Below are 21,019 nucleotides of genomic sequence, written 5' to 3' on the forward strand. Positions count from 1 at the left end.
AAAAAAGAAAGGCAGCATAATCTGACTAAAATAACAGGAAAAACAGGAGAGGTTTTAACTTCCCCTAAAAAAGACATGTACATAATGCATGGGTGGGAAGGAAAAAACAAGAATATGTAAACAATATTCTACAAAAAAGATAGAAGACTAGGAGAGTTGAACGAAAAAATCAAGAGAAGAGCTTTGCTTTACGTGAGCTTTTCTCTTGATTTTTTAGAAAGAGGAACATTTACTGAATATCCCTAATTAGGAACAACTGATTTCTGAAAAGAAGGGAGTGGCAACATTCTGCGTTTTGACACTCTCTTCTTTGTTAGATGAATTTAAAATTTGGTTTTTATTATTCACTGATAACTCTTCTGTATTCCGCTATTGCCATCTTTTCTGATAAGTATGCATTAATCAAGTTTGTATGTGCTTGTGTCCATGATAGCTGTGCGGATAATACGTCTACCATATTTGCTTTTCCCTCGTTGTAAGAGAAAGAAACCAGGTCGAGATTTTCATTAGCCAGATTCATCGTTTTTGTGGCTGTCTTCACCTGATATTCCGTTTCTGTCAACTTAGTAAGTGCGGCTGAAAGTTCTTCGTTAATATTATCCGTCACATAGCTTTGTTGTAACTTCTGTATTCCGATAAATGCTTTTTGTTGGCGGTTCGTCTTGAAACGGGCGCCCCATCTGAAAATTGGGATATTAAGATTAATGCCGACAATAGGATTGAATGAGACATCATATCCGAGATTGGGCGTGCCAGTTGCCCATCCACCACTGAAATACATACTCAACTGAGGATTGAATTGACTTAATGCGGCTTTACGTTGCGCCTGACTTTTCATGATGTTCACTTCCGTACTTTCATAATCCGCACGTCGTTGCAATACATTTTCAAGAGAAAGAATTTGTATAGGAGCAGAAGTCTTGTCAATAGTATAAAGACTGTCTACGGGGGTGTTGGGATCTATTCCCATCAAAATATTCAATTTCTGCAATGCCAACGTGTAATTCTGACGGGCTTTGATATATTGAAGTTCAGCTTCTTTTAGCCGGGTGGAAATCATGAGTAGGTCTGTACGGCTAATCATTCCATCATTGAAACGATCTAGAATAATATCATATTGCTGTTTTACGATATGTTGATATTTATCGGCAGCTTGCAGCATTGCTTGTGAAGCAGACGCATTCCAATAGACTGCATCGCTCTGATAATGAATTTGGTCGATTGTCATTTCCTCATTGAGCAGGCCGAGTTTTTCATCCGCTTTGGTAATCTTGTGTTGAGCGTTGAGTGCTCCTCCTGTATAAAGAGGTTGCGAGACGACGAATACTCCTTGATAGGTGTGGTTACGGTATTCCCCTAATGGCTCGTTCCATGCTTTAAGATCACTCATATTGAGTGTACCGTCCGCATTGATATCGATTTTGGGCAGGAAACCGGTATGAGCAATCTTACGTGCCTCCGCACTTGCTATAGTTTTTAGTTTCTGTTGCTTGAGTATTTGACTATAAGCTTCCACTTTATCCCGGTACGCTTCCCGGCTGAGAAAGGGGTGTTGTGCCTCGGCTGTAAGACTAAGGAGCAGCAGAGACAGAGTTATTAGTTGAGTTCTCATTTTATTCATTGTAATTTATTTCTTCTGTCTAAATAAGGGTTATATTTAGTTTTTGATTCTTTGGATAGAGCAATAGGCCACCGGAAGAACGAATAGCGTCAGAGCTGAAGCTACCAACAATCCTCCCATAATCGTAGCCGCCATACCTCCGAACATCGCATCAAATAGTAGCGGTAACATTCCCAAAATTGTTGTTCCGGAAGCCATCGCTACGGGTACGATACGACTGGTTGTAGCACTGACTACAGCTTCTAAAGGCTTTTTACCCATAGCTGTTTCCAAGTCTATCTGTTCGACGAGTACAATCGCGTTTTTGATATTCATTCCAATCAATCCTAGTAAACCGAGAATGGAAAAGAAGTCGAACGATTTGCCAAGTACTAATAATCCCAATACGATACCAATGAAGATCAGTGGTAACATCAATAGAATTACGGTCGGTTTGCGATATGTCTTGAATAAGAACAGCAAGGTTACAAACATCAGGAAGAAAGTCAGCGGTAAATTTTTAGCCAACGCCTCATTTGATTCGACTTGACTTTCCTGTTCTCCGAAGTACTTCATTGTATATCCTTCCGGGACTTTAATTTCTTTCTGTACCTGAGACCACACCTGGTTGAAAGCGGCAATTGCATTTACTCCCCGACGTGGGTCGCATTGTGCCATCATTACCATCTGACGGTTGTAATCCTTTACATTCGAGAATCGGTATTGGAAATCAAAATCCGATACCACTTGTTCCAAACTGGTTGTTTCATTTCCGGTACCGAATACGGGTAGGGTACGCAAGTCATTGATACGAAATGAGTCCACTGTATTATCTTTCAATAATATAGGAAGCACTTGGTCTCCTTGCCTGTATTCCCCTAATGTCATTCCGGTGGTACCGATCTGAATGCTTTGAGCCATTCCTTGTCGGGAGACTCCTAGAGGTTGTGCCCGTTCCGGACTATACACCGGTTTCCATACGGGGATTTTATTTCCCCATGAGTTTCGGATATTAATTAAATCCGAGTTTTGATGCATAATCTCCAGTGCTTGATTGGTGAGTGCCACGAGTGTATCTACATTCGGTCCTATAAAGCCTATCTCGATAGCTGCATCTACTGCGGGAGATAGTTTGAACAGGCTGGTACGGGTGATTGCATTCGGATAGTTGGCTTTCATATATCCGTCGAAATTCTCTTCATATTCTTTCGTATACTTGCTATCCGTCAATTCAACTAATATATTGGCAAAATTCGGTTTGGGACCTACCGAAGTGGAAGCCAGGTAATACCTTAGCGGGGTGCTTCCAAAAGTGATTGATACCTTTTTTACTTCCGGTTGCTTCGCTAAATGGTCTTCTACCGATTTCATTTCTTTCACGACATCTTGGATGCTATACCCATCAGGATAGAATACGTCTGCTCGGAAATAGGGTTTGTCCAAAGAAGGGAAGAAGTTTTGTGGCATTGTTCCCATGATAACCAGCGAGATAATGAACAGTACCACCATCGAACCTAATGTTAACGCTTTTCTGCGAATCAGTGCACGTAGGATGGAAGCGAACTTGTGGTAGAACGGTTTATCGTATGGATCTTTTGCTCCATCGTTTACTTTTGCTTTCAGGATAAAATTACCGAATACTGTGGTCTGCGTGAGAGCAAGTACCCAACTCAATCCCAAAGATATGGCGAGCACCACGAAAAGCGGTTTTACTATCTCCGCCACAGAAGAAGGAGCGAGATAAAGCGGTAAGAATGAACAAATGGCAATGAATGTAGCTCCGAGTAATCCCCATTGAGGGCCGGTAGCGCCATCTATTAGGGCCTTTCTTCGATTTACCCCACGTGCAATAGCGATTTGTGCATTGTCTGTTACCACAATGGCGTTATCCACCAACATTCCCATAGCAATAATGAATCCGGCAAGGGAGGTACGATTCAGTCCTACACCGAAGAAAGACATGATGAGTAGCGTCCCACCGATGGAAAAAATAAGTGACGAGCCGATTAGTACACCGGCGCGTAAGCCCATTACCAGCATAATAATTACAATTACAATCAGAATAGATTCGATTAGGTTGATGATGAATCCGTTGTTGGCTTCGTTGGCTATTTCATTTTCCAGATATAGGCTCTGCAACTCCAGACCTACGGGCATGAGTGGCAACAATTCGTTAAGTTTGTTTTTTACATTTTCTCCTGTCTGTACAACATCTCGTTGCGGGTCGGTCGATACACCGATACCGATGGCACGTTTGCCGTTTACGTGCATGATGTTGGACGGCGGATCCATATATCCTTTCTCTATTACAGCGATGTCACCCAGTTTCACTTGTCCGGCTTTTGTTGTAATTACTTGGTTGCGGATGTCGTCAACAGTAGTATACATACCGTTGGCTGTTACCCGCAACTGCTGTTCGCCGGCTCGGATTTCTCCGGTATTGATAATCTGGTTTTGTGATTGCAGCAGACTTGCAAGTTGTTTCGGATCGATACCCATGCCAACTAATTTGTTGGTTGAGATATAGATATTCACTACCTCTGTCTGTACTCCGAATAGGGCAACTTTCATCACTCCATCTGCTGTGACTACCTGTGTTTTAATCCGTTCAGCCCAATTGCGCATCTCTTCGTAAGAATAACCTTCATCTGCCGTCAGTCCGTAATAAATGCCGAATACATCGCCAAAATCATCAGAAACGGTCGGGGTAGATGCGCCACTTGGCAACTGGGGTTGTATATTGAGCACCTTTCGTCGCAATTCATCCCATTTTTGGGGAATGGAATTGGCTGCTAATGAAGGTTGCAGTTCAAATGTAATTTTAGAGAGTCCGTACATAGATTCTGATTTAATCTTATATACGCCACTCATACTTTGAATCTCACGGGAGATAGGTTCGGTAATCAGTCGTTCTACTTCAGCCGGTTCGGCACCCGGATAACGGGTCATGATAACCGCCGACTTGATGACGAACGGAGCATCCTCTTTCTTTCCTAGCTTACCGAAGGAAGTGATTCCCCCGATTAGCAATACTGCAAGAAAGAAATAGATGATTTTCGTGTTGTCTAATGAATATTTAGCTAAGTTCATTTCTCGATTTCTTTTACGGTTTCTCCTTCTACTAACTGGTATACGCCTGCGATAATGATCTTTTCTCCGGGTTTCAGACCTTCTGAGATTAGTACTTGAGCTTCTCCGGTAGGTGCATTGACAGTCACTTCACGTTTGTGTACTTTGTTGCCTTCCACTACCCAGACATACATTTTCTTCCCTTCACTTTCGCCAAATATGGCGCTGAGCGGTACGATTGTCCAACTGTCCTGTACCAATGGACCGACATCGGCCGTGAAACGTATGCTACACGTAAAGCCCGGTTTCACAGCATAAAGATCTCGATCGAAAGACGGATCATCAATTGTTATGCTGACCGGGATTCCCGTGCCGTCTGTTGATATGTCAAGGTATTCTTCTAATTTTGCCTGAAAGATATGTCCTCTGAATGTGTCGAATTCTACTAGAAAACGAGGATCTTTAGTGCGAAGTAGATAGAGATAGACATCCGGTATGGTGAATTTGATACGCAGATTACGTGTGTTGACTAGTTGCACGATACCTTCTCCGGAGTTGACACGCTGATAGTTTTCTACCAGACGTTTTTCGATGGAGCCGTCGAAAGGAGCTATCAGTTTTGTGTCGCGCATATTATTGACGGACAACTCATATTCGGATTTTGCTTTCTGATAGTTGGCAAGGCTGATTTCATATTCCTGCACAGAGATCGCTTGGCGGGAGAGAAGCCGTTTGTTACGTTCTACCTGTGCAGCTGCCGTTTCGTAAGCAGATTTGGTTGCGGCATATTGTAATGCAATATCTCTGGGATCAATGGCTGCGATCAGTTGTCCCTTCTTTACTTTTTCTCCCTCGATGACGGGCAATTGAATGATCTGTCCACTGACACGGAATGCCAGTTTTACATATTCTACTGCTTCTACAATTCCCGAAAAATCTTTTCTGATAATCGATCTAGACTCAACAATTGCAGTCTTTACGGGACGACTTGTTGTTGTCTTCGTCTCTTTTTTCTGTCCGCAGCTTGCCAGTAAAATTGCAGCTATCAGGACGAATCCATATTTCTTCTTCATATACCATACTGATGTTTAGAGTTTTTGCGTTGGTTCGTTTCTCTTTATTACAGAGAATAAACAACTTATGGATATGAATGTTCGGGAAAACCGAAAGATTTAGGTTTTAACTTCTCGGTCTTTTCGATCTTCCGGAAAAGATTGTGAGTTCAAAAATGGTGAATATGATTTCTGTCGTTGTATAACCATTAAGATCATATTCCAGGTTTTCATTTTCATCGTAGTACTTGAGGTAGACAGTTGGAGTACCTTTGTCGAAATCGAGAAAAAGATAAGAGGTATAATCGTAGATACCTAAATTGGCAAATTCATTTAAGATAGCAGTGTTGAAAAGAGTGCACCATCCTGTAGTCTGTTCACAGCCGGACATTTCGAACCTACGATGCTCTTTGCTGAAATCATCCTCGTCCACATGTTTGAGTTGCCTTTTTATTTCCGAACCGAAAGAAAGGCGCTTTCTGATAAAATTGAGAACTTCTTCTTTAGTCATTTGTTCTAATTGGGTTATTTCCATTACTTTAGTTTGTTTATTATCTAACAAAGGTAGTTTCTTTATTCGGTAAAAACTGTGTACGCTGATATTTTTTAAGATTTTTCTGTTCTCTCTATGTAGTTTAAAATGAAAAAGAGGAAATTCCCTGCTGAGAATCCCCTCTTTTCATCTTTAACGAAAGATCGAATTATTTCTTCTTACGGTCACCGTAACGGCTCATGAACTTATCAACACGACCTGCAGTGTCTACCAAAGTAGATTTACCTGTATAGAACGGGTGAGAAGTGTTAGAGATTTCAATCTTCAGCAACGGATAAGTTTCACCTTCGAACTCGATGGTTTCTTTAGTTGCTACTGTTGATTTAGACAAAAACATGTCACCATTTGACATATCTTTGAATACTACCGGACGGTATGATTCTGGATGAAGGCCTTTTTTCATTTCAGTATCTGTTTTTTAATTTATATTCTGTTACTATTTTGGTAAGAAATAGTGTAATGGTCATTTTCAGTGCGCAAAGATAATGCTTTTCTGTGAAATAGAAAAAGGTTTTGCTGAAAAACTTTTGTTTATGACGCATTGCCTATTATATAATAAGGTGTATTTGCCCGAAGAGTTATTATTTGTCTTTTAGTTATTTATTTGCAAGGTAGACATTACAATCTAATGTCTACCTTGCTTTCCGGCAAGAAATAGATGTTCTATTTAAACCTTTTTCTACTATATTTTTCTTTCCGATGTTCGTTATTCGGTGGATAATGCTTACTTTTGCGTAGAATTTTTATTCACTAACAATAAACTTTAAACAAAATGGTAAATTACAAAGATTTAGGATTGGTAAACACGAGAGAAATGTTTGCTAAGGCTATCAAAGGTGGATATGCTATCCCGGCATTCAACTTCAACAATATGGAACAGATGCAAGCTATCATCAAGGCTGCTGTTGAAACTAAATCTCCTGTGATTCTTCAGGTATCTAAAGGTGCTCGTCAGTATGCTAACGCTACTTTATTGCGTTACATGGCTCAGGGTGCTGTAGAATATGCTAAAGAATTAGGTTGCGCACATCCGGAAATCGTTCTCCACCTTGATCATGGAGATACTTTCGAAACTTGCAAATCTTGCATTGATTCAGGTTTCTCTTCAGTAATGATCGACGGTTCTCATCTTCCTTACGAAGAAAACGTTGCATTGACTAAGAAAGTAGTTGATTACGCACACCAGTTTGATGTGACAGTTGAAGGCGAACTTGGCGTATTGGCAGGTGTAGAAGATGAAGTTTCTGCTGACCACCACACATATACTGACCCTGAAGAAGTAATCGATTTTGCTACTCGTACAGGTTGCGACTCTTTGGCTATTTCAATCGGTACTTCTCACGGTGCTTACAAATTTACTCCGGAACAATGTCATATCGATCCGAAAACAGGTCGTATGGTTCCTCCTCCATTGGCATTCGAAGTATTGGACGCTGTAATGGAAAAACTTCCGGGATTCCCAATCGTTCTTCACGGATCATCTTCAGTTCCTGAAGAAGAAGTGGAAACTATCAATAAATATGGTGGTGCTTTGAAAGCTGCTATCGGTATTCCTGAAGAAGAATTGCGTAAGGCTGCTAAATCTGCAGTTTGCAAAATCAATATCGACTCAGACTCTCGTTTGGCTATGACTGCTGCTGTACGTAAGGTATTTGCTGAAAAACCGGCTGAATTCGACCCGCGTAAATATCTTGGTCCGGCTCGTGACAATATGGAAAAATTGTACAAGCACAAAATCCTTAACGTGCTCGGTTCTGACAACAAATTGGCTCAGTAATCAGATTATTCCAATATAAATATATAAGAAAAGGCTGCAACCATTATGTTGCAGCCTTTTCTAGTTTTATGATTTTCTTTAAATCGTGATTTTACATTAAGAATCCAAGCAGGATACCGGCAGCAACTGCAGAACCGATAACTCCGGCTACGTTCGGACCCATAGCGTGCATCAGCAGGTAATTGGTCGGATCGTATTCCAAACCGATAACTTGTGAGATACGTGCAGAGTCGGGAACGGCAGATACGCCTGCATTACCGATTAACGGATTAATCTTATTGCCTTTCTTCAGGAAGAGATTGAATATCTTTACGAAGATTACGCCTGAAGCTGTTGCGATGATAAATGACAATGCACCGAGTGCGAAAATCTTGATAGAATCGAAAGTCAAGAACTCGGAAGCTTGCGTAGAAGCACCCACTGTCAACCCTAACAGAATAGTGATCGTATCAATCAGCGGACCACTTGCCGTATTGGCTAGACGACGTGTCACTCCACTCTCTTTCAATAGGTTACCGAAGAACAGCATACCTAACAAAGGCAAACCGGAAGGAACCAGGAAACAAGTCAGCAACAGACCGATAATTGGGAAAATCACTTTTTCCGTATGAGAAACAGCGCGTGGCGGCTTCATACGGATAACACGCTCGCTCTTGGTGGTGAGCAGACGCATGATAGGTGGCTGTATCACCGGAACCAGTGCCATATAAGAGTAGGCGGATACAGCAATGGCTCCCATTAAATTAGGTGCTAGTTTGGAAGACAAGAATATGGCTGTCGGACCGTCTGCACCACCAATGATACCGATTGCTCCGGCTTGCATGGGATCGAATCCCATTTCCAATGCAATCATGTACGCACCGAAGATACCGAATTGTGCTGCTGCACCGATCAACATCAATTTCGGGTTAGAGATGAGTGCGGAGAAGTCCGTCATAGCCCCAATGCCTAAGAAAATAAGCGGCGGATACCATCCGGATGTCACTCCTTGATACAATATATTCAAAACTGAACCTTCTTCATAAATACCGACTTTCAGTCCGGCATCCATATTGAAAGGTATATTACCGATCAGTATACCGAATCCGATAGGAATCAGCAACATCGGCTCGAACTCTTTGGCTACTGCCAAATAGATAAACCCCAAGCCGACAAGAATCATGACTATGTGTCCTGTCGTAGCGTTGGCAAAGCCTGTGTAGGTCCAGAAGTCGGCTAGGTTGTTTCCTAAAAAGTTTATGAAATCTCCCATATTATTCGATAATTACGAGGTCAGTACCTTCAAGAACAGAATCTCCCTTGTTTACGTTGATTGCAGTAATCTTACCGTCTTTGTCAGCATTGATATTGTTTTCCATTTTCATGGCTTCCAATATAATGATGGTCTGTCCTTTCTTTACTGCATCTCCTACATTAACTTTAATATCGAGGATAACACCCGGAAGTGGAGATTTGACGCCTGATTTTCCGGAAGCTGGAGCGGCCGGTTTCACCACCTGAGTAGGAGCGGCCGGTGCATTAGGCATAGGACGTACTACCACAGGTTTTACGGCTGCTTTGGGCTTCTTTTCCATTTCCACTTTATAATGCGTACCGTTCACTTCTACGTGAGCGATATTATCTTCAATATCTCCGATGGTTACTTTATATAAGTTACCGTTGATTTTATATTTATATTCTTTCATCGTTTTTACTTTTTATAAGGTGACTTACTTTCTGGGAGGAGTTTCGCGCAAAGTATAAATCTTTGAACTCCACGGTGAATAGCTCCGTTTTACGCGAGTAATGGTCAGTACAGTTTCTTCTACATCATGTACTTCATCCTGCATTTCGTGCAATGCCATAGAAATAGCGGCATAAACTTCGCCCGGAGCTTGTGACAACTCTTTGGCTTCATGCTTGTCGATTCCTTTGGATTTCATTGTATTACGCTTACTCAGGTTGACGGCGACTTTACCTACTACTTTGAAAGCGATATACAGAAGGATAAGTCCGCAGAATACTACGCTCATGGCTGAAATGGACATGCCGATACCAACCGAGTCATGTTCTTCGAATTTTTCCATCTTGGCATTGCTGTCAAGAGTTTGGTTATTTGTGCTCGGTGTAACATATTTGTCACTGCTTCCACCTTTCACTTCCCATTCTGCTGCTCCGTCGCTAACACGTGCATACGATTGGTTAGGGCCTAAAACACCGGCGGGTATCACAACCTCGTCGATTAACTTTTTACCGGAGTCAAATAACCCGATCCAATTGGCGGCTTCCGGATTCAGCTTGCAACTTGTGTGGAAAGTACCACGGTTAGGCTCGCCGTCTGCCCAGAAAAGGGCATGTTGACGCGGCTTTATCAGTGTCAGTACGTCACCTTTCGGAATAAAGTAAGTAACTGTATCGCCCGGTTGGTTGCTCACTTTCAGTAAGCAAGCTGCCAGATCGGCGCTACCGAATGATTTATTGAATATTTCAATCCATGCGCTGTGCAGTCCGTAGTCATCCTGAAAATTACTTTGGTTGTCTATCAGGACTTCGTTCAGTACCAGCTTGCTGTTCGACTTTTTCTCTCCACAAGAAGTGAGCCCGATCAGTAATAGCAGAGAAAGGAATATTCCGATTTTGGTTTTATTCATAATCGTTCTTGTTTTAATGTGAAAAGTTGGATTACAACGGAATATTTCCATGCTTCTTAGCCGGATTGGTCAGTTTCTTAGTCTGCAACTGTTGTAAAGCGCGAATAACACGGAAACGTGTGTTACGTGGCTCAATCACATCGTCAATGTAACCGTATTTAGCGGCATTATAAGGATTAGCAAACAATTTCGTGTATTCTGCTTCTTTCTCGGCTAGGAATTGAGCGGGATTCTCCTGATCTTTAGCTTCGCGTGCATATAATACCTCTACTGCTCCGGCACCACCCATTACTGCGATTTCAGCAGTCGGCCATGCATAATTCATGTCACCGCGAAGCTGCTTACAACTCATCACAATATGAGAACCTCCGTAGGACTTACGCAAAGTAATAGTTACTTTAGGTACGGTAGCCTCACCGTATGCATATAATAATTTAGCACCGTGCAGGATTACACCGTTGTATTCCTGGCCTGTTCCCGGAAGGAATCCCGGTACATCTACCAGCGATACGATAGGTATATTGAACGCATCGCAGAAACGGACGAAACGTGCACCCTTACGAGATGCGTTGCTATCGAGCACACCTGCCAGATATTTCGGCTGGTTGGCAACGATACCTACTGACTGTCCGTTGAAACGTGCGAAACCGATGATAATATTCTTAGCATAATCTTTTTGGATTTCCAGGAATTCTCCGTTATCTACGATGGCTCCGATCACTTCGTACATATCATACGGCTTAGTCGGACTATCGGGAATAATATCATTCAAAGAATCTTCCAGACGATCGATTGGGTCTGTGCAATCCACATACGGAGCTTCTTCAAGATTATTTTGAGGAATATAGCTCAACAGTTTGCGGATTAATGCGAAACCTTCTTCTTCGGTTTTGGCAGTGAAATGAGTGACGCCTGATTTGGTAGAGTGAACACTTGCGCCACCGAGATTTTCCTGACTGACGTCTTCACCTGTTACTGTTTTTACAACTTTCGGTCCGGTAAGGAACATATAGGAAGTACCTTCCATCATCAAAGTGAAGTCCGTTAGAGCCGGAGAGTATACGGCACCACCGGCACAAGGACCGAAGATACCGGAAATTTGCGGAATGACACCGGAGGCAAGGATATTACGTTGGAAGATTTCAGCATAGCCGGCAAGAGCATTGATACCCTCTTGAATACGGGCACCGCCTGAGTCGTTGATGCCGATACAAGGTGCACCCATCTTCATGGCCTGATCCATGATTTTGCAAATCTTCTGTGACATTGTTTCAGACAGTGAACCGGCAGAAACGGTGAAGTCCTGTGCGAACACATATACCAGACGTCCTTCGATAGTACCGCAACCGGTTACTACACCGTCTCCGGGATAGTGCTTCTTGTCCATGCCGAAGTTCGTACATCTGTGCTCAACGAACATGTCCATTTCTTCAAAGCTACCTTCATCCAGCAACATAGCTAGACGTTCGCGTGCTGTGTATTTCCCTTTTTCATGTTGCTTCGCAATTGCTTTCTCACCGCCTCCGAGACGTGCTACGGCACGGCGTTCAATAAGCTCTTTAATTTTTTCAAGTTGATTACTCATGAGTTCTTGTTAGTTTTAGAGTTTATGATTAATGTTCGCAGAGTTCTGTCAGCACACCTAGAGTGGACTTCGGGTGGAGGAAAGCGATATTCAAACCTTCGGCACCTTTGCGCGGAGCCTTGTCAATCAGGCGGATTTCTTTGCTTTCTGCTTCTGCCAAGGCATTGGCTACGCCATCTTCTACGGCAAATGCAACGTGATGAACACCTGCACCTTTGTTTTCAATAAACTTAGCGATGGTACTCTCCGGGCAAGTCGGCTCCAACAGCTCAATTTTTGTTTCGCCTACTTTTAAGAAAGCAGTTCTTACCTTCTGATCTTCCACTGTTTCAATGTTGTAACATTTCAGACCCAATACATTTTCGTAGTAAGGAAGGGCTTCTTCGATGCTTTTTACAGCAATGCCCAGATGTTCAATGTGTGAAATCTTCATAACTATACTTTTTTATTTGGTTTTAATTATGTGCTTATATGGCATAAAACAGCACAAAGAAAGACAATTCTTACCTAATAAAGAAATATTTCTGCATTTAATTGCTGCGTTATAAAGCATAAAAAATCATAGGATAGGATATGAAGAACTGTTTTGTAATCTTGAGATTACATTTAGACATAAAATTTGACTAGCAGATTGTTTAGCCAAGTCCAACTGACACGAAACCAGCGGCGGGTACTGCTTTGTTTTCCGCCAAAGCGAAGCACGAAATCCCGATAGCCATGTTTACGGAACGGAAGTCCTACATCCATGAATTCCATGTGGCGGAACCCGCGTTGATGGGCATCTTCCAATGCTTTCCAAACAGCCAGTATACCGGGATATTGCAATGCGTATGTCTTTCGCATTCCTCCTGAAAACCAAAGGAAGGCACTTTCTTCGGAATAGATACAGACAGCTCCGCCGATAATTTTCTCCTTATATTTGACGATGAATATTTTTGCCTGTTTGCCTCTGATGAGCATACTGTTCATGTGCCGGAAGAAATCGTTGGCGGGGAAATATCTGCGTATACGGGAGGAATAGACTTTATGTAGCATTCGTGAGAAATCGCGAATCTCTTCTACTGTATGTGCCTCTTCTACTTTTGCTCCGTTCTTAAGTCCTTTTTTTATTTGCCGAATACGTGACGGACTAAATCGGTCTTCTACATTTTTCATACCATGCAGCGAGTTGCGTACCCGTAGCCAATTGACCGGAAAGTAGTTATTGTTTCGGAAGAAACGATAACCGAACATTGAATTATTCAGATTACGGAATTCGATAAGGAAGCAGGTGCGTGTTGCCTCCTGAGTGAGATGCTCAAGCATCTCTCCAAAAACTTCCTCAGCTTTTTCCTTGTTGGTGGAAAGCGACTCATCCAGCCCTTCGCCTTCACTGTATACTACACAGTGTTTTACCAATGAAGAGGGGAGCCATCTTTTTGCTTTGCGGATGGCTGCGAGTAAACGTGCCATCGGTTTGCCGTTTTCCGTTGCCACTATCAATAAAGGAGTATAACCCGGAGTCGCTTCGTAAATCAGAAACAACTCTTTGGAATGAAAGGTATTCTTTCCCGGCAAATCAGGAATATCCTTTCCTTTATAATATGTTGTTAGTTTAAGTGGCATTCAACTACAAATTTACAATTTTTATTTCTCATACAACAAAAAAACGGATAATTTGTTACTTTTGTGTATTAGTAAAATATATAAATGGAATAACTACTATGATTGACGAAATTTTAGCTTATAACAAGCAATTTGTAGAGAAGAAAGGATATGAAGAGTATATAACGAACAAGTACCCTGATAAAAAAATAGCGATTCTTTCTTGCATGGATACCCGTCTGACAGCATTGCTTCCGGCAGCGTTGGGTATAAAGAACGGTGATGTGAAAATGATAAAAAATGCAGGAGGGGTTATTTCCCATCCTTTCGGCAGTGTGATTCGCAGCTTGCTCGTTGCCATTTTTGAGTTGGGAGTAGAAGAGATTATGGTGATTGCTCATTCTGACTGTGGGGCTTGCCACATGCATAGTGAGGAGATGATCGGGAAAATGAAAGCGCGGGGGATCAATCCGGATTATATTGACATGATGCGTTTCTGTGGAGTAGATTTTAATTCCTGGTTGGACGGTTTTGAAGATACGGAGAAGTCGGTAAGAGGAACTGTTGATTTTATCGTACACCATCCTTTGATTCCTTCGGATGTGAGAGTTTACGGATTTATTATTGATTCTACGACCGGAGAATTGACGAGAATAGTATAATTGCATTATCTTTGCATACATTAATCAGATGAAACCGGAAATGATATGGAAAATTTCAGTGAATTGATAAAGAACCGTCGCAGTATGCGTAAGTTTACTGATGAAGAACTGACTCAGGATGAGGTGGTTGCCTTGATGAAAGCCGCTTTGATGTCTCCCTCTTCCAAACGCAGTAATAGTTGGCAATTTATAGTTGTTGATGATAAAGAAATATTAAAAGAGCTGTCTCACTGTAAGGAGCAGGCCTCTTCCTTTATTGCTGACGCCGCTTTGGCGATTGTTGTAATGGCTGATCCGTTGGCGAGTGATGTTTGGATTGAAGATGCTGCGATTGCCTCCATTATGATACAGTTACAGGCGGAAGATCTCGGCTTGGGAAGCTGCTGGGTGCAGGTTCGCGAACGTTTCACTGCTACCGGAATGCCTTCCGATGAATTTGTTCATGGAATCCTGGGTATTCCTCTGCAACTTCAAATTCTTTCCGTTATTGCTATCGGACATAAAGGGATGGAACGTAAACCTTTCAACGAAGAACATCTTCAATGGGAGAAAATTCATATTAATAAATTCGGAGGAAAATAAATATGGGAGCTGCTAAAGCGAGTAACAGCAAAGATACTTATTTGGCTACTGCTGTTACCTTTATCGTTATTGGAGCACTTTATCTGATTGATAAACTGATTCATTTCTCCACCCTCGGGTTGCCTTGGGTGATGAATAAAGACAATATGTTATTGTATGCTTCGATCTGTTTTCTTATTTTCAAACGCGATAAATCAATTGGTTTTGTGTTACTTGGTCTTTGGCTAGTGATGAATATCGGCTTGGTTATGTCATTGCTGGGTTCGTTATCCGGGTATCTGCTGCCATTGACTCTGCTCATTATCGGAATCATTTTATTCTGGTTTGCAAAACGGTAAAGAAGTAATGAATAGAAGTATAGAAGATACCCCGATTATATTTATCGGTGCCGGGAATTTGGCCACTAATCTGGCAAAGGCGCTTTATTACAAAGGTTTTCGTATCGTGCAAGTGTATAGTCGGACGGAAGAATCTGCCCGTGCTTTAGCCGAACAGGTAGAAGCCGGATATACGACGGATTTACAGGAAATATCAAAAGAAGCCCGATTATATATTGTATCTCTGAAAGATGCGGCTTTTGTTGAATTATTGCCTCAGATAACGGAAGGAAAGCAAGATGCGCTGTTGGTACATACGGCGGGCAGTATCCCGATGAGTGTTTGGGAGAAATATGCGGAACGTTATGGAGTGTTTTACCCCATGCAGACTTTCAGTAAGCAACGTGAAGTTAATTTCCGGGAAATACCCTTCTTTGTTGAGGCGAAAAGACCGGAAGATGTGGAACTTCTGAAAGCGATAGCTGCGACTCTTTCGGATAATGTGTACGAGATAACTTCCGAACAGCGTAAGAGTCTTCATTTGGCTGCTGTCTTTATCTGTAATTTTACAAATCATATGTATGCCTTAGCGGCGGATTTGCTTGAAAAGTATAATCTGCCTTTTGATGTTATGCTTCCGTTGATTGATGAGACTGCGCGTAAAGTACACGAATTGACACCTCATGAGGCACAAACCGGACCGGCAGTGCGTTATGATGAAAATGTGATAAGTAATCATCTTGCTATGTTGGTAGATTCTCCGGCATTGCAGGAAATATATAAACTAATGAGTAAAAGTATCCATGAGCACCATCAACTATGATTTATCCCGTATCAAGGCTTTAGCTTTCGATGTTGACGGAGTCTTGAGTTCGACCACAGTTCCCCTGCATCCCTCCGGTGAACCGATGCGTACTGTGAATATTAAGGATGGTTATGCTATCCAACTTGCCGTAAAGAAAGGGCTTCATATCGCTATCATTACCGGAGGGCGGACAGAAGCCGTACGTATCCGCTTTGAAGGCTTGGGAGTGAAGGATTTGTATATGGGCTCTGCCGTAAAGATACATGATTATCATGCGTTCCGTGATAAATACGGATTGTCTGACGATGAAATATTATATATGGGGGATGATGTGCCCGATATAGAAGTGATGCGTGAATGCGGTCTTCCCTGCTGCCCGAAAGATGCTGTTCCAGAAGTAAAATCCGTAGCAAAGTACATCTCTTATGCTGACGGCGGTCATGGCTGCGGACGTGATGTGGTGGAGCAAGTGCTGAAAGCTCATGGGCTGTGGATGGCACAGGATGCTTTTGGTTGGTAGTACACAAAAAAGAACAAACAGAATAACTAATTCGTAATTGATAAAGTAATGCTTGATAATTTAAAGAAATATCAGATCATATTAGCTTCCAACTCGCCTCGTCGGAAAGAGCTAATGTCGGGTTTGGGAGTAGATTATGTGGTAAGGACTTTACCCGATGTGGATGAATCCTATCCGGATACATTGGCTGGAGCGGAGATACCCGAATTCATAGCCCGTGAAAAGGCGGACGCCTATCGTGCAATGATGAAATCGGGAGAATTATTAGTGACTGCTGATACCATTGTCTGGTTGGATGGTCAGGTTTTGGGCAAACCGGAAGGGAGAGAAGGGGCTGTTGAAATGCTCCGTGCACTTTCGGGGAAATCACATCAGGTTTTCACCGGTGTTTGCCTGACTACCACTGAATGGCAGAAAAGTTTTACCGCATCTTCCGATGTCCTGTTCGATGTCTTGTCTGACGATGAAATACAGTATTATGTCGATCGTTACCAACCTATGGATAAGGCGGGAGCATACGGTGTACAGGAATGGATTGGATATATCGGAGTGAAATCTATTTCCGGTAGCTTCTATAATATAATGGGACTCCCCATACAAAAGCTGTACGGGGAGTTGAAAAAGTTATAATAAATCCAACATTAAAGGAATGTCTTCTTCTCGGACACCTTGTTTGAGAAGAGCTTCTTCATCTTTATGGAACATTTCCAGGAAATGTTCACGGCTTTCACAGGCTATAATTGCCTTTTCATAGAAAGTGACCGCTTTTTGGATATCTCCCATCACCCATGCAACGTGCCCGGCATTCATGTAATCGATTGCCTGCGGCTTTTGTCCGATGATTTTCTCGTAATATTTCATGGCTTGTTTATATTTCCGGCTGATGAATGAGCACCATCCGATACCACGCCATGCTTTCATGCAATTGCTCTTGATGAAGTCCAACTTGAAGAAGTAATTCAACGCTTCTTCATATTGTTCCATTTCTGCCAGGCAATTACCGATATAGAAAATTACGTTTGCATCTTCCGGAGCCACTTCCTCTACCTTTTTATAATAGGTGAGAGCCGCCCGGTAGTTCTTAGTCAGCCGATAGCAGGTAGCCAGATGGCGGTTGTTCCAGATGTTATCCGGTTTTAGTGTATCAGCTTTCAGATAGGCCTGAATAGCTTCTTCGTATTGTTTTGTTTTCTGTAACACATATCCGAACTTTTGGTAACCGTCAGCAATATCGTCCCCTTCAAATTCTCCGATTTCTTCCAACTCTTTGTAGATTTCGACCGCTTCCTCCCAGCGTTCTTTTGATATATAGAAGTCGGCGATGGGGAATAACACGTCTGCCCAATACAAGATATTGTCGAGTGCGGGAACATTATGGAAGTCAAGTTTATCCTGAAAAATATCTCTGAATTCCTGTCGGCGCACGCTCAGTTTGAAGAAACGGTAAAGATCGTGTAAATACTGGTTGCTGATAGCACCCGGACTTTCGTTAAGCCGTTTTATCATTTCAGGATTTGAATTTGAATTCTCCATCAATTCGTTCATTTGCTGCTCGTTGAGCTGGCTGAGCATCATCTCCTGCTGCGCTTGGGGTAATTGGTGGATGGTGAAAAACAACGAATATTTGTCGCTATTGCTGAAAATTCCCGCTTCAAGTATCAGGTCCAATACAGTGTTTCCTTTATTACCTGTTTTTTTCAGCGCTTTTAGTACGCTGGAGTGTTGCTTGCTGAAAGGATAGAACCAGTTCTGCACTTCACGGAAGAACGGATAACTCTTCAGAGCGGCAAATGTACTCATATATACATCAGCTCCTTCAAGCTGGAGCTCGCTCATTTCACGCAGCTTGTCTCCCAAACCGGATTTTTCGAAAGTGTCTTCCCAATCCGGATTCTTGTCATCGTTCTCTTCATCGTTCTCCTCTAGGTCGAATCGCATATTCTTCATAGAAGAAACAGACTTCAACATTTCAGGAATAATCTCTTCCCGCATCTTTTTATCGATTTTCTCTGTTTCCTGACATAAGAGCATTTGGTGATAAACACGTGCGACCTCCTTTCTGAATGTAGGGATTTCATCCATGAGATCTACTCTCTTGAGGATTTCCGGATAAAAGATCAAACGGTTTCTGTAAATGTGGAAGATAATCATTACACCTACCAATGCCCGTTGGCTAACGCTGACGTTCGAATGACTGTATGCGTTGAGTAGCCACATTATTTTCCGCACATCGAAACTTTCCATCAAACTTAGTGTGACAGCGCTTGTGAACAGGCATAAATCTTCTCCTGGAAGTAATTCGGATGCAAGCATGGCTTGTGCCTCTTCTTCGTCCTGAGGAGTCCATGCGCTGTTTGTCCATACCCTGACGAACATGAATTTGAGTGTGTCTTCATGCCGTTTCAGGACTTCATCCATTTTTGTGTCAGAGAGTAATCCGCTGACTGCCAAGTCGTCATTGAAAGACTCCAATATATGCAGTATTGTTTTAATGCCGTAGTTCGCTAAGTCCGGTGATGTAGGAGTGCGGCGCACTTTGTGATAATAGTTGGATGAAGCGTTGTCTAGCATGAGCAACCGCGATTGGTCGGCGATAGCCCACGTATCCGTAAGCATTTTCTGATACAGATTCCATCGTTCGGGATCATTGGCTCCCTGTCTCATATAATCGAGCATATACTTATATGAAGTTTGCAGCTGTTCCAATCGGGTACGTAAATCCCAGTCAGAGCATTGCCACAACAGGGATTCCAATTGTATCAAGGCTTCCTTAAGTCTTCTATCTTCAAGTAAGGAATATATATATGCGTATTGTTCATTAATTGTTTTTTCGTTCATAATTTGATCAATTATTTATTTCTTTCCATCTACATGGAACAGTGCAAAAAGAATGCCAAAAAAGGAAATCAACGTATTAACCTTCATTATAGGTTATAAATAAGGGCAACTCTTTTCACAAAGAACTGCCCTTCAAGAATGTTGAAATCTTATGTGAATTTATTCTTGAATAGCGGCGATACCCGGAAGGATTTTTCCTTCGATTGCTTCAAGTAATGCGCCACCACCTGTTGAAACGTAAGATACACCGTTGGCCAGACCGAACTTGTTGACACAAGCTACAGAGTCACCACCACCGACGAGTGAGAAAGCACCGTTCTTGGTTGCTTCAACGATTGCTTCACCTACTGTACGTGAACCGTGAGTGAAGTTGTCAAATTCGAATACACCTGTAGGACCGTTCCAAAGAATAGTCTTAGATCCTTTGATAACGTTAGCGAAGATTTCTTCAGTCTTAGGACCGATATCAAGACCTTCCCATCCATCAGGAATTTCGTTAACCGGACAGAATTTAGTATTTGCATCGTTAGAAAAAGCGTCAGCGATTTTAGCGTCAACAGCCAAAACCAGGTTCACACCTTTTTCTTTAGCCTTCTTAATCAGATCCAAAGCCAAGTCAAGTTTGTCGTCCTCGCAGATAGAGATACCGATTTTACCACCTTGCGCTTTAGTAAATGTATAAGTCATACCACCTGCGATAATCAAGTTGTCTACCTTGTTCAACAGGTTTTCGATGATTTCGATTTTAGAAGAAACTTTAGAGCCACCCATGATAGCAGTGAACGGACGTTTGATATCGTTCAATACTTTATCTACGGCTTTCACTTCTTTTTCCATCAGGTAACCGAACATCTTGTTATCAGTATCGAAATATTTAGCGATCAATGCCGTAGAAGCATGAGCACGGTGAGCGGTACCGAATGCGTCGTTTACATAGCAGTCAGCGTAAGAAGCCAATTTCTTGGTAAATTCTTTCTGGCTTTCTTTTACAGCTTTCTTTGCAGCAGCTTTCTCTTCGTCAGTTGCGTCTTCTGCCAAACCTCTTGGTTTGCCTTCTTCTTCAGCATAGAAACGAAGGTTTTCGAGCAACAGCACTTCGCCCGGTTGCAGAGCAGCAGCTTTCACGGCAGCTTCTTCACCCATACAGTCGTTAGCAAACTGAACTTCAACACCCAGCAATTCAGACAGGTGTTTGATGATATGTTTCAAAGAAAATTTATCGGCAACGCCTTTCGGACGACCCAGATGAGAGCCAATAATGATGCTTCCGCCGTCTGCAAGGATCTTCTTCAAAGTGGGAAGAGCCGCACGCATACGGGTGTCGTCTGTGATGTTGAAGTTTTCGTCCAAGGGTACATTGAAGTCCACGCGAACAAATGCCTTTTTTCCGGCAAAATTGAATTTGTCAATTGTCTGCATAATACTCTATTTTTATTTAAAAGTGT

Annotated in this window: 20 protein-coding genes; 7 read left to right on the forward strand and 13 right to left on the reverse strand. The window is 42.2% G+C overall.

Annotation, left to right across the window (positions count from 1 at the left end):
- Nucleotides 1–340: 340 nt before the first annotated feature.
- The 5 genes from BACFIN_RS03825 to BACFIN_RS03805 form a co-directional block, all read right to left on the reverse strand.
- Nucleotides 341–1,612 (reverse strand): TolC family protein, encoded by a 1,272-nt coding sequence (locus BACFIN_RS03825; RefSeq protein ID WP_032839881.1) that lies wholly within the window; start codon nt 1,610–1,612, stop codon nt 341–343.
- A gap of 45 nt (nt 1,613–1,657) precedes the next feature.
- Nucleotides 1,658–4,690: an efflux RND transporter permease subunit gene (locus tag BACFIN_RS03820; RefSeq protein ID WP_007756870.1), complete on the reverse strand. Its 3,033-nt coding sequence runs from the start codon at nt 4,688–4,690 to the stop codon at nt 1,658–1,660.
- Nucleotides 4,687–5,742 carry an efflux RND transporter periplasmic adaptor subunit gene (locus BACFIN_RS03815; RefSeq protein WP_007756871.1) on the reverse strand — a complete coding sequence of 352 codons (1,056 nt, stop codon included), beginning with the start codon at nt 5,740–5,742 and terminating at the stop codon, nt 4,687–4,689. Before BACFIN_RS03815 ends, BACFIN_RS03820 begins: the two co-directional genes overlap by 4 nt.
- 106 nt (nt 5,743–5,848) lie before the next feature.
- On the reverse strand, nt 5,849–6,256 hold the full coding sequence (locus tag BACFIN_RS03810; protein WP_007756879.1) for a hypothetical protein: 408 nt from the start codon (nt 6,254–6,256) through the stop codon (nt 5,849–5,851).
- A 166-nt stretch (nt 6,257–6,422) separates the two neighbouring features.
- Nucleotides 6,423–6,677, reverse strand: a complete 255-nt coding sequence (locus BACFIN_RS03805; protein WP_005678397.1) for a type B 50S ribosomal protein L31 — start codon at nt 6,675–6,677, stop codon at nt 6,423–6,425.
- 369 nt (nt 6,678–7,046) lie between these two features.
- Between BACFIN_RS03805 and BACFIN_RS03800 the strand changes: the two genes are divergently transcribed.
- Nucleotides 7,047–8,051: a class II fructose-bisphosphate aldolase gene (locus BACFIN_RS03800; RefSeq protein WP_007756881.1), complete on the forward strand. Its 1,005-nt coding sequence runs from the start codon at nt 7,047–7,049 to the stop codon at nt 8,049–8,051.
- A gap of 91 nt (nt 8,052–8,142) precedes the next feature.
- Here BACFIN_RS03800 and BACFIN_RS03795 read toward each other — a convergent pair whose 3' ends face one another.
- The 6 genes from BACFIN_RS03795 to BACFIN_RS03770 form a co-directional block, all read right to left on the reverse strand.
- Nucleotides 8,143–9,303: a sodium ion-translocating decarboxylase subunit beta gene (locus tag BACFIN_RS03795; RefSeq protein ID WP_007756882.1), complete on the reverse strand. Its 1,161-nt coding sequence runs from the start codon at nt 9,301–9,303 to the stop codon at nt 8,143–8,145.
- Nucleotide 9,304: 1 nt separating this feature from the next.
- On the reverse strand, nt 9,305–9,736 hold the full coding sequence (locus BACFIN_RS03790) for an acetyl-CoA carboxylase biotin carboxyl carrier protein (RefSeq protein WP_007756883.1): 432 nt from the start codon (nt 9,734–9,736) through the stop codon (nt 9,305–9,307).
- Between the two features lie 24 nt (nt 9,737–9,760).
- Entirely contained in the window at nt 9,761–10,681 is a 921-nt protein-coding gene (locus BACFIN_RS03785; RefSeq protein ID WP_007758640.1) for an OadG family transporter subunit, read from the reverse strand.
- Between the two features lie 31 nt (nt 10,682–10,712).
- A complete protein-coding gene (locus BACFIN_RS03780; protein WP_007756886.1) occupies nt 10,713–12,266 on the reverse strand; it encodes an acyl-CoA carboxylase subunit beta in 1,554 nt (517 codons plus the stop codon).
- A gap of 28 nt (nt 12,267–12,294) precedes the next feature.
- Nucleotides 12,295–12,699 carry a methylmalonyl-CoA epimerase gene (gene mce, locus BACFIN_RS03775; protein ID WP_002561104.1) on the reverse strand — a complete coding sequence of 135 codons (405 nt, stop codon included), beginning with the start codon at nt 12,697–12,699 and terminating at the stop codon, nt 12,295–12,297.
- A 173-nt stretch (nt 12,700–12,872) separates the two neighbouring features.
- Nucleotides 12,873–13,871, reverse strand: a complete 999-nt coding sequence (locus tag BACFIN_RS03770) for a GNAT family N-acetyltransferase (protein WP_007756888.1) — start codon at nt 13,869–13,871, stop codon at nt 12,873–12,875.
- A gap of 98 nt (nt 13,872–13,969) precedes the next feature.
- Here BACFIN_RS03770 and BACFIN_RS03765 point away from each other — a divergent pair, with 98 nt between their 5' ends.
- The 6 genes from BACFIN_RS03765 to BACFIN_RS03740 are packed head-to-tail and all read left to right on the forward strand — an operon-like array spanning nt 13,970 to nt 17,366.
- On the forward strand, nt 13,970–14,512 hold the full coding sequence (locus tag BACFIN_RS03765) for a beta-class carbonic anhydrase (RefSeq protein WP_007756890.1): 543 nt from the start codon (nt 13,970–13,972) through the stop codon (nt 14,510–14,512).
- 45 nt (nt 14,513–14,557) lie between these two features.
- Nucleotides 14,558–15,094, forward strand: a complete 537-nt coding sequence (locus tag BACFIN_RS03760) for a nitroreductase family protein (RefSeq protein WP_007756896.1) — start codon at nt 14,558–14,560, stop codon at nt 15,092–15,094.
- Nucleotides 15,095–15,096: 2 nt separating this feature from the next.
- Nucleotides 15,097–15,432, forward strand: a complete 336-nt coding sequence (locus BACFIN_RS03755) for a hypothetical protein (protein WP_007756900.1) — start codon at nt 15,097–15,099, stop codon at nt 15,430–15,432.
- A gap of 7 nt (nt 15,433–15,439) precedes the next feature.
- Nucleotides 15,440–16,234: a Rossmann-like and DUF2520 domain-containing protein gene (locus tag BACFIN_RS03750; RefSeq protein WP_032839873.1), complete on the forward strand. Its 795-nt coding sequence runs from the start codon at nt 15,440–15,442 to the stop codon at nt 16,232–16,234.
- On the forward strand, nt 16,215–16,736 hold the full coding sequence (locus tag BACFIN_RS03745) for a KdsC family phosphatase (protein WP_007756902.1): 522 nt from the start codon (nt 16,215–16,217) through the stop codon (nt 16,734–16,736). The genes BACFIN_RS03750 and BACFIN_RS03745 overlap by 20 nt, the downstream gene beginning before the upstream one ends.
- A 48-nt stretch (nt 16,737–16,784) precedes the next feature.
- Entirely contained in the window at nt 16,785–17,366 is a 582-nt protein-coding gene (locus BACFIN_RS03740) for a Maf-like protein (protein ID WP_007756905.1), read from the forward strand.
- Here the strand turns inward: BACFIN_RS03740 and BACFIN_RS03735 are convergent.
- Complete coding sequence (locus BACFIN_RS03735; RefSeq protein ID WP_007756907.1) at nt 17,361–19,574, reverse strand: tetratricopeptide repeat protein; 2,214 nt, start codon at nt 19,572–19,574, stop codon at nt 17,361–17,363. The two genes, BACFIN_RS03740 and BACFIN_RS03735, sit on opposite strands and share 6 nt — an antisense overlap.
- Before the next feature lie 159 nt (nt 19,575–19,733).
- Nucleotides 19,734–20,993 (reverse strand): phosphoglycerate kinase, encoded by a 1,260-nt coding sequence (locus BACFIN_RS03730; protein WP_007756908.1) that lies wholly within the window; start codon nt 20,991–20,993, stop codon nt 19,734–19,736.
- Nucleotides 20,994–21,019 lie beyond the last annotated feature (26 nt).

This window comes from Bacteroides finegoldii DSM 17565, assembly GCF_000156195.1.
GTDB lineage: Bacteria > Bacteroidota > Bacteroidia > Bacteroidales > Bacteroidaceae > Bacteroides > Bacteroides finegoldii.

Bases quoted from the DNA above. Each gene is read 5' to 3' on its own strand.
- BACFIN_RS03750 (WP_032839873.1), top strand. From the start codon at position 15,440: ATGAATAGAAGTATAGAAGATACCCCGATTATATTTATCGGTGCCGGG.
- BACFIN_RS03805 (WP_005678397.1), bottom strand. From the start codon at position 6,677: ATGAAAAAAGGCCTTCATCCAGAATCATACCGTCCGGTAGTATTCAAA.
- BACFIN_RS03795 (WP_007756882.1), bottom strand. From the start codon at position 9,303: ATGGGAGATTTCATAAACTTTTTAGGAAACAACCTAGCCGACTTCTGG.
- BACFIN_RS03800 (WP_007756881.1), top strand. From the start codon at position 7,047: ATGGTAAATTACAAAGATTTAGGATTGGTAAACACGAGAGAAATGTTT.
- BACFIN_RS03770 (WP_007756888.1), bottom strand. From the start codon at position 13,871: ATGCCACTTAAACTAACAACATATTATAAAGGAAAGGATATTCCTGAT.
- BACFIN_RS03735 (WP_007756907.1), bottom strand. From the start codon at position 19,574: ATGAACGAAAAAACAATTAATGAACAATACGCATATATATATTCCTTA.
- BACFIN_RS03825 (WP_032839881.1), bottom strand. From the start codon at position 1,612: ATGAGAACTCAACTAATAACTCTGTCTCTGCTGCTCCTTAGTCTTACA.
- BACFIN_RS03745 (WP_007756902.1), top strand. From the start codon at position 16,215: ATGAGCACCATCAACTATGATTTATCCCGTATCAAGGCTTTAGCTTTC.
- BACFIN_RS03740 (WP_007756905.1), top strand. From the start codon at position 16,785: ATGCTTGATAATTTAAAGAAATATCAGATCATATTAGCTTCCAACTCG.
- BACFIN_RS03810 (WP_007756879.1), bottom strand. From the start codon at position 6,256: ATGGAAATAACCCAATTAGAACAAATGACTAAAGAAGAAGTTCTCAAT.
- BACFIN_RS03765 (WP_007756890.1), top strand. From the start codon at position 13,970: ATGATTGACGAAATTTTAGCTTATAACAAGCAATTTGTAGAGAAGAAA.
- BACFIN_RS03785 (WP_007758640.1), bottom strand. From the start codon at position 10,681: ATGAATAAAACCAAAATCGGAATATTCCTTTCTCTGCTATTACTGATC.
- BACFIN_RS03730 (WP_007756908.1), bottom strand. From the start codon at position 20,993: ATGCAGACAATTGACAAATTCAATTTTGCCGGAAAAAAGGCATTTGTT.
- mce (WP_002561104.1), bottom strand. From the start codon at position 12,699: ATGAAGATTTCACACATTGAACATCTGGGCATTGCTGTAAAAAGCATC.
- BACFIN_RS03815 (WP_007756871.1), bottom strand. From the start codon at position 5,742: ATGAAGAAGAAATATGGATTCGTCCTGATAGCTGCAATTTTACTGGCA.
- BACFIN_RS03790 (WP_007756883.1), bottom strand. From the start codon at position 9,736: ATGAAAGAATATAAATATAAAATCAACGGTAACTTATATAAAGTAACC.
- BACFIN_RS03780 (WP_007756886.1), bottom strand. From the start codon at position 12,266: ATGAGTAATCAACTTGAAAAAATTAAAGAGCTTATTGAACGCCGTGCC.
- BACFIN_RS03755 (WP_007756900.1), top strand. From the start codon at position 15,097: ATGGGAGCTGCTAAAGCGAGTAACAGCAAAGATACTTATTTGGCTACT.
- BACFIN_RS03820 (WP_007756870.1), bottom strand. From the start codon at position 4,690: ATGAACTTAGCTAAATATTCATTAGACAACACGAAAATCATCTATTTC.
- BACFIN_RS03760 (WP_007756896.1), top strand. From the start codon at position 14,558: ATGGAAAATTTCAGTGAATTGATAAAGAACCGTCGCAGTATGCGTAAG.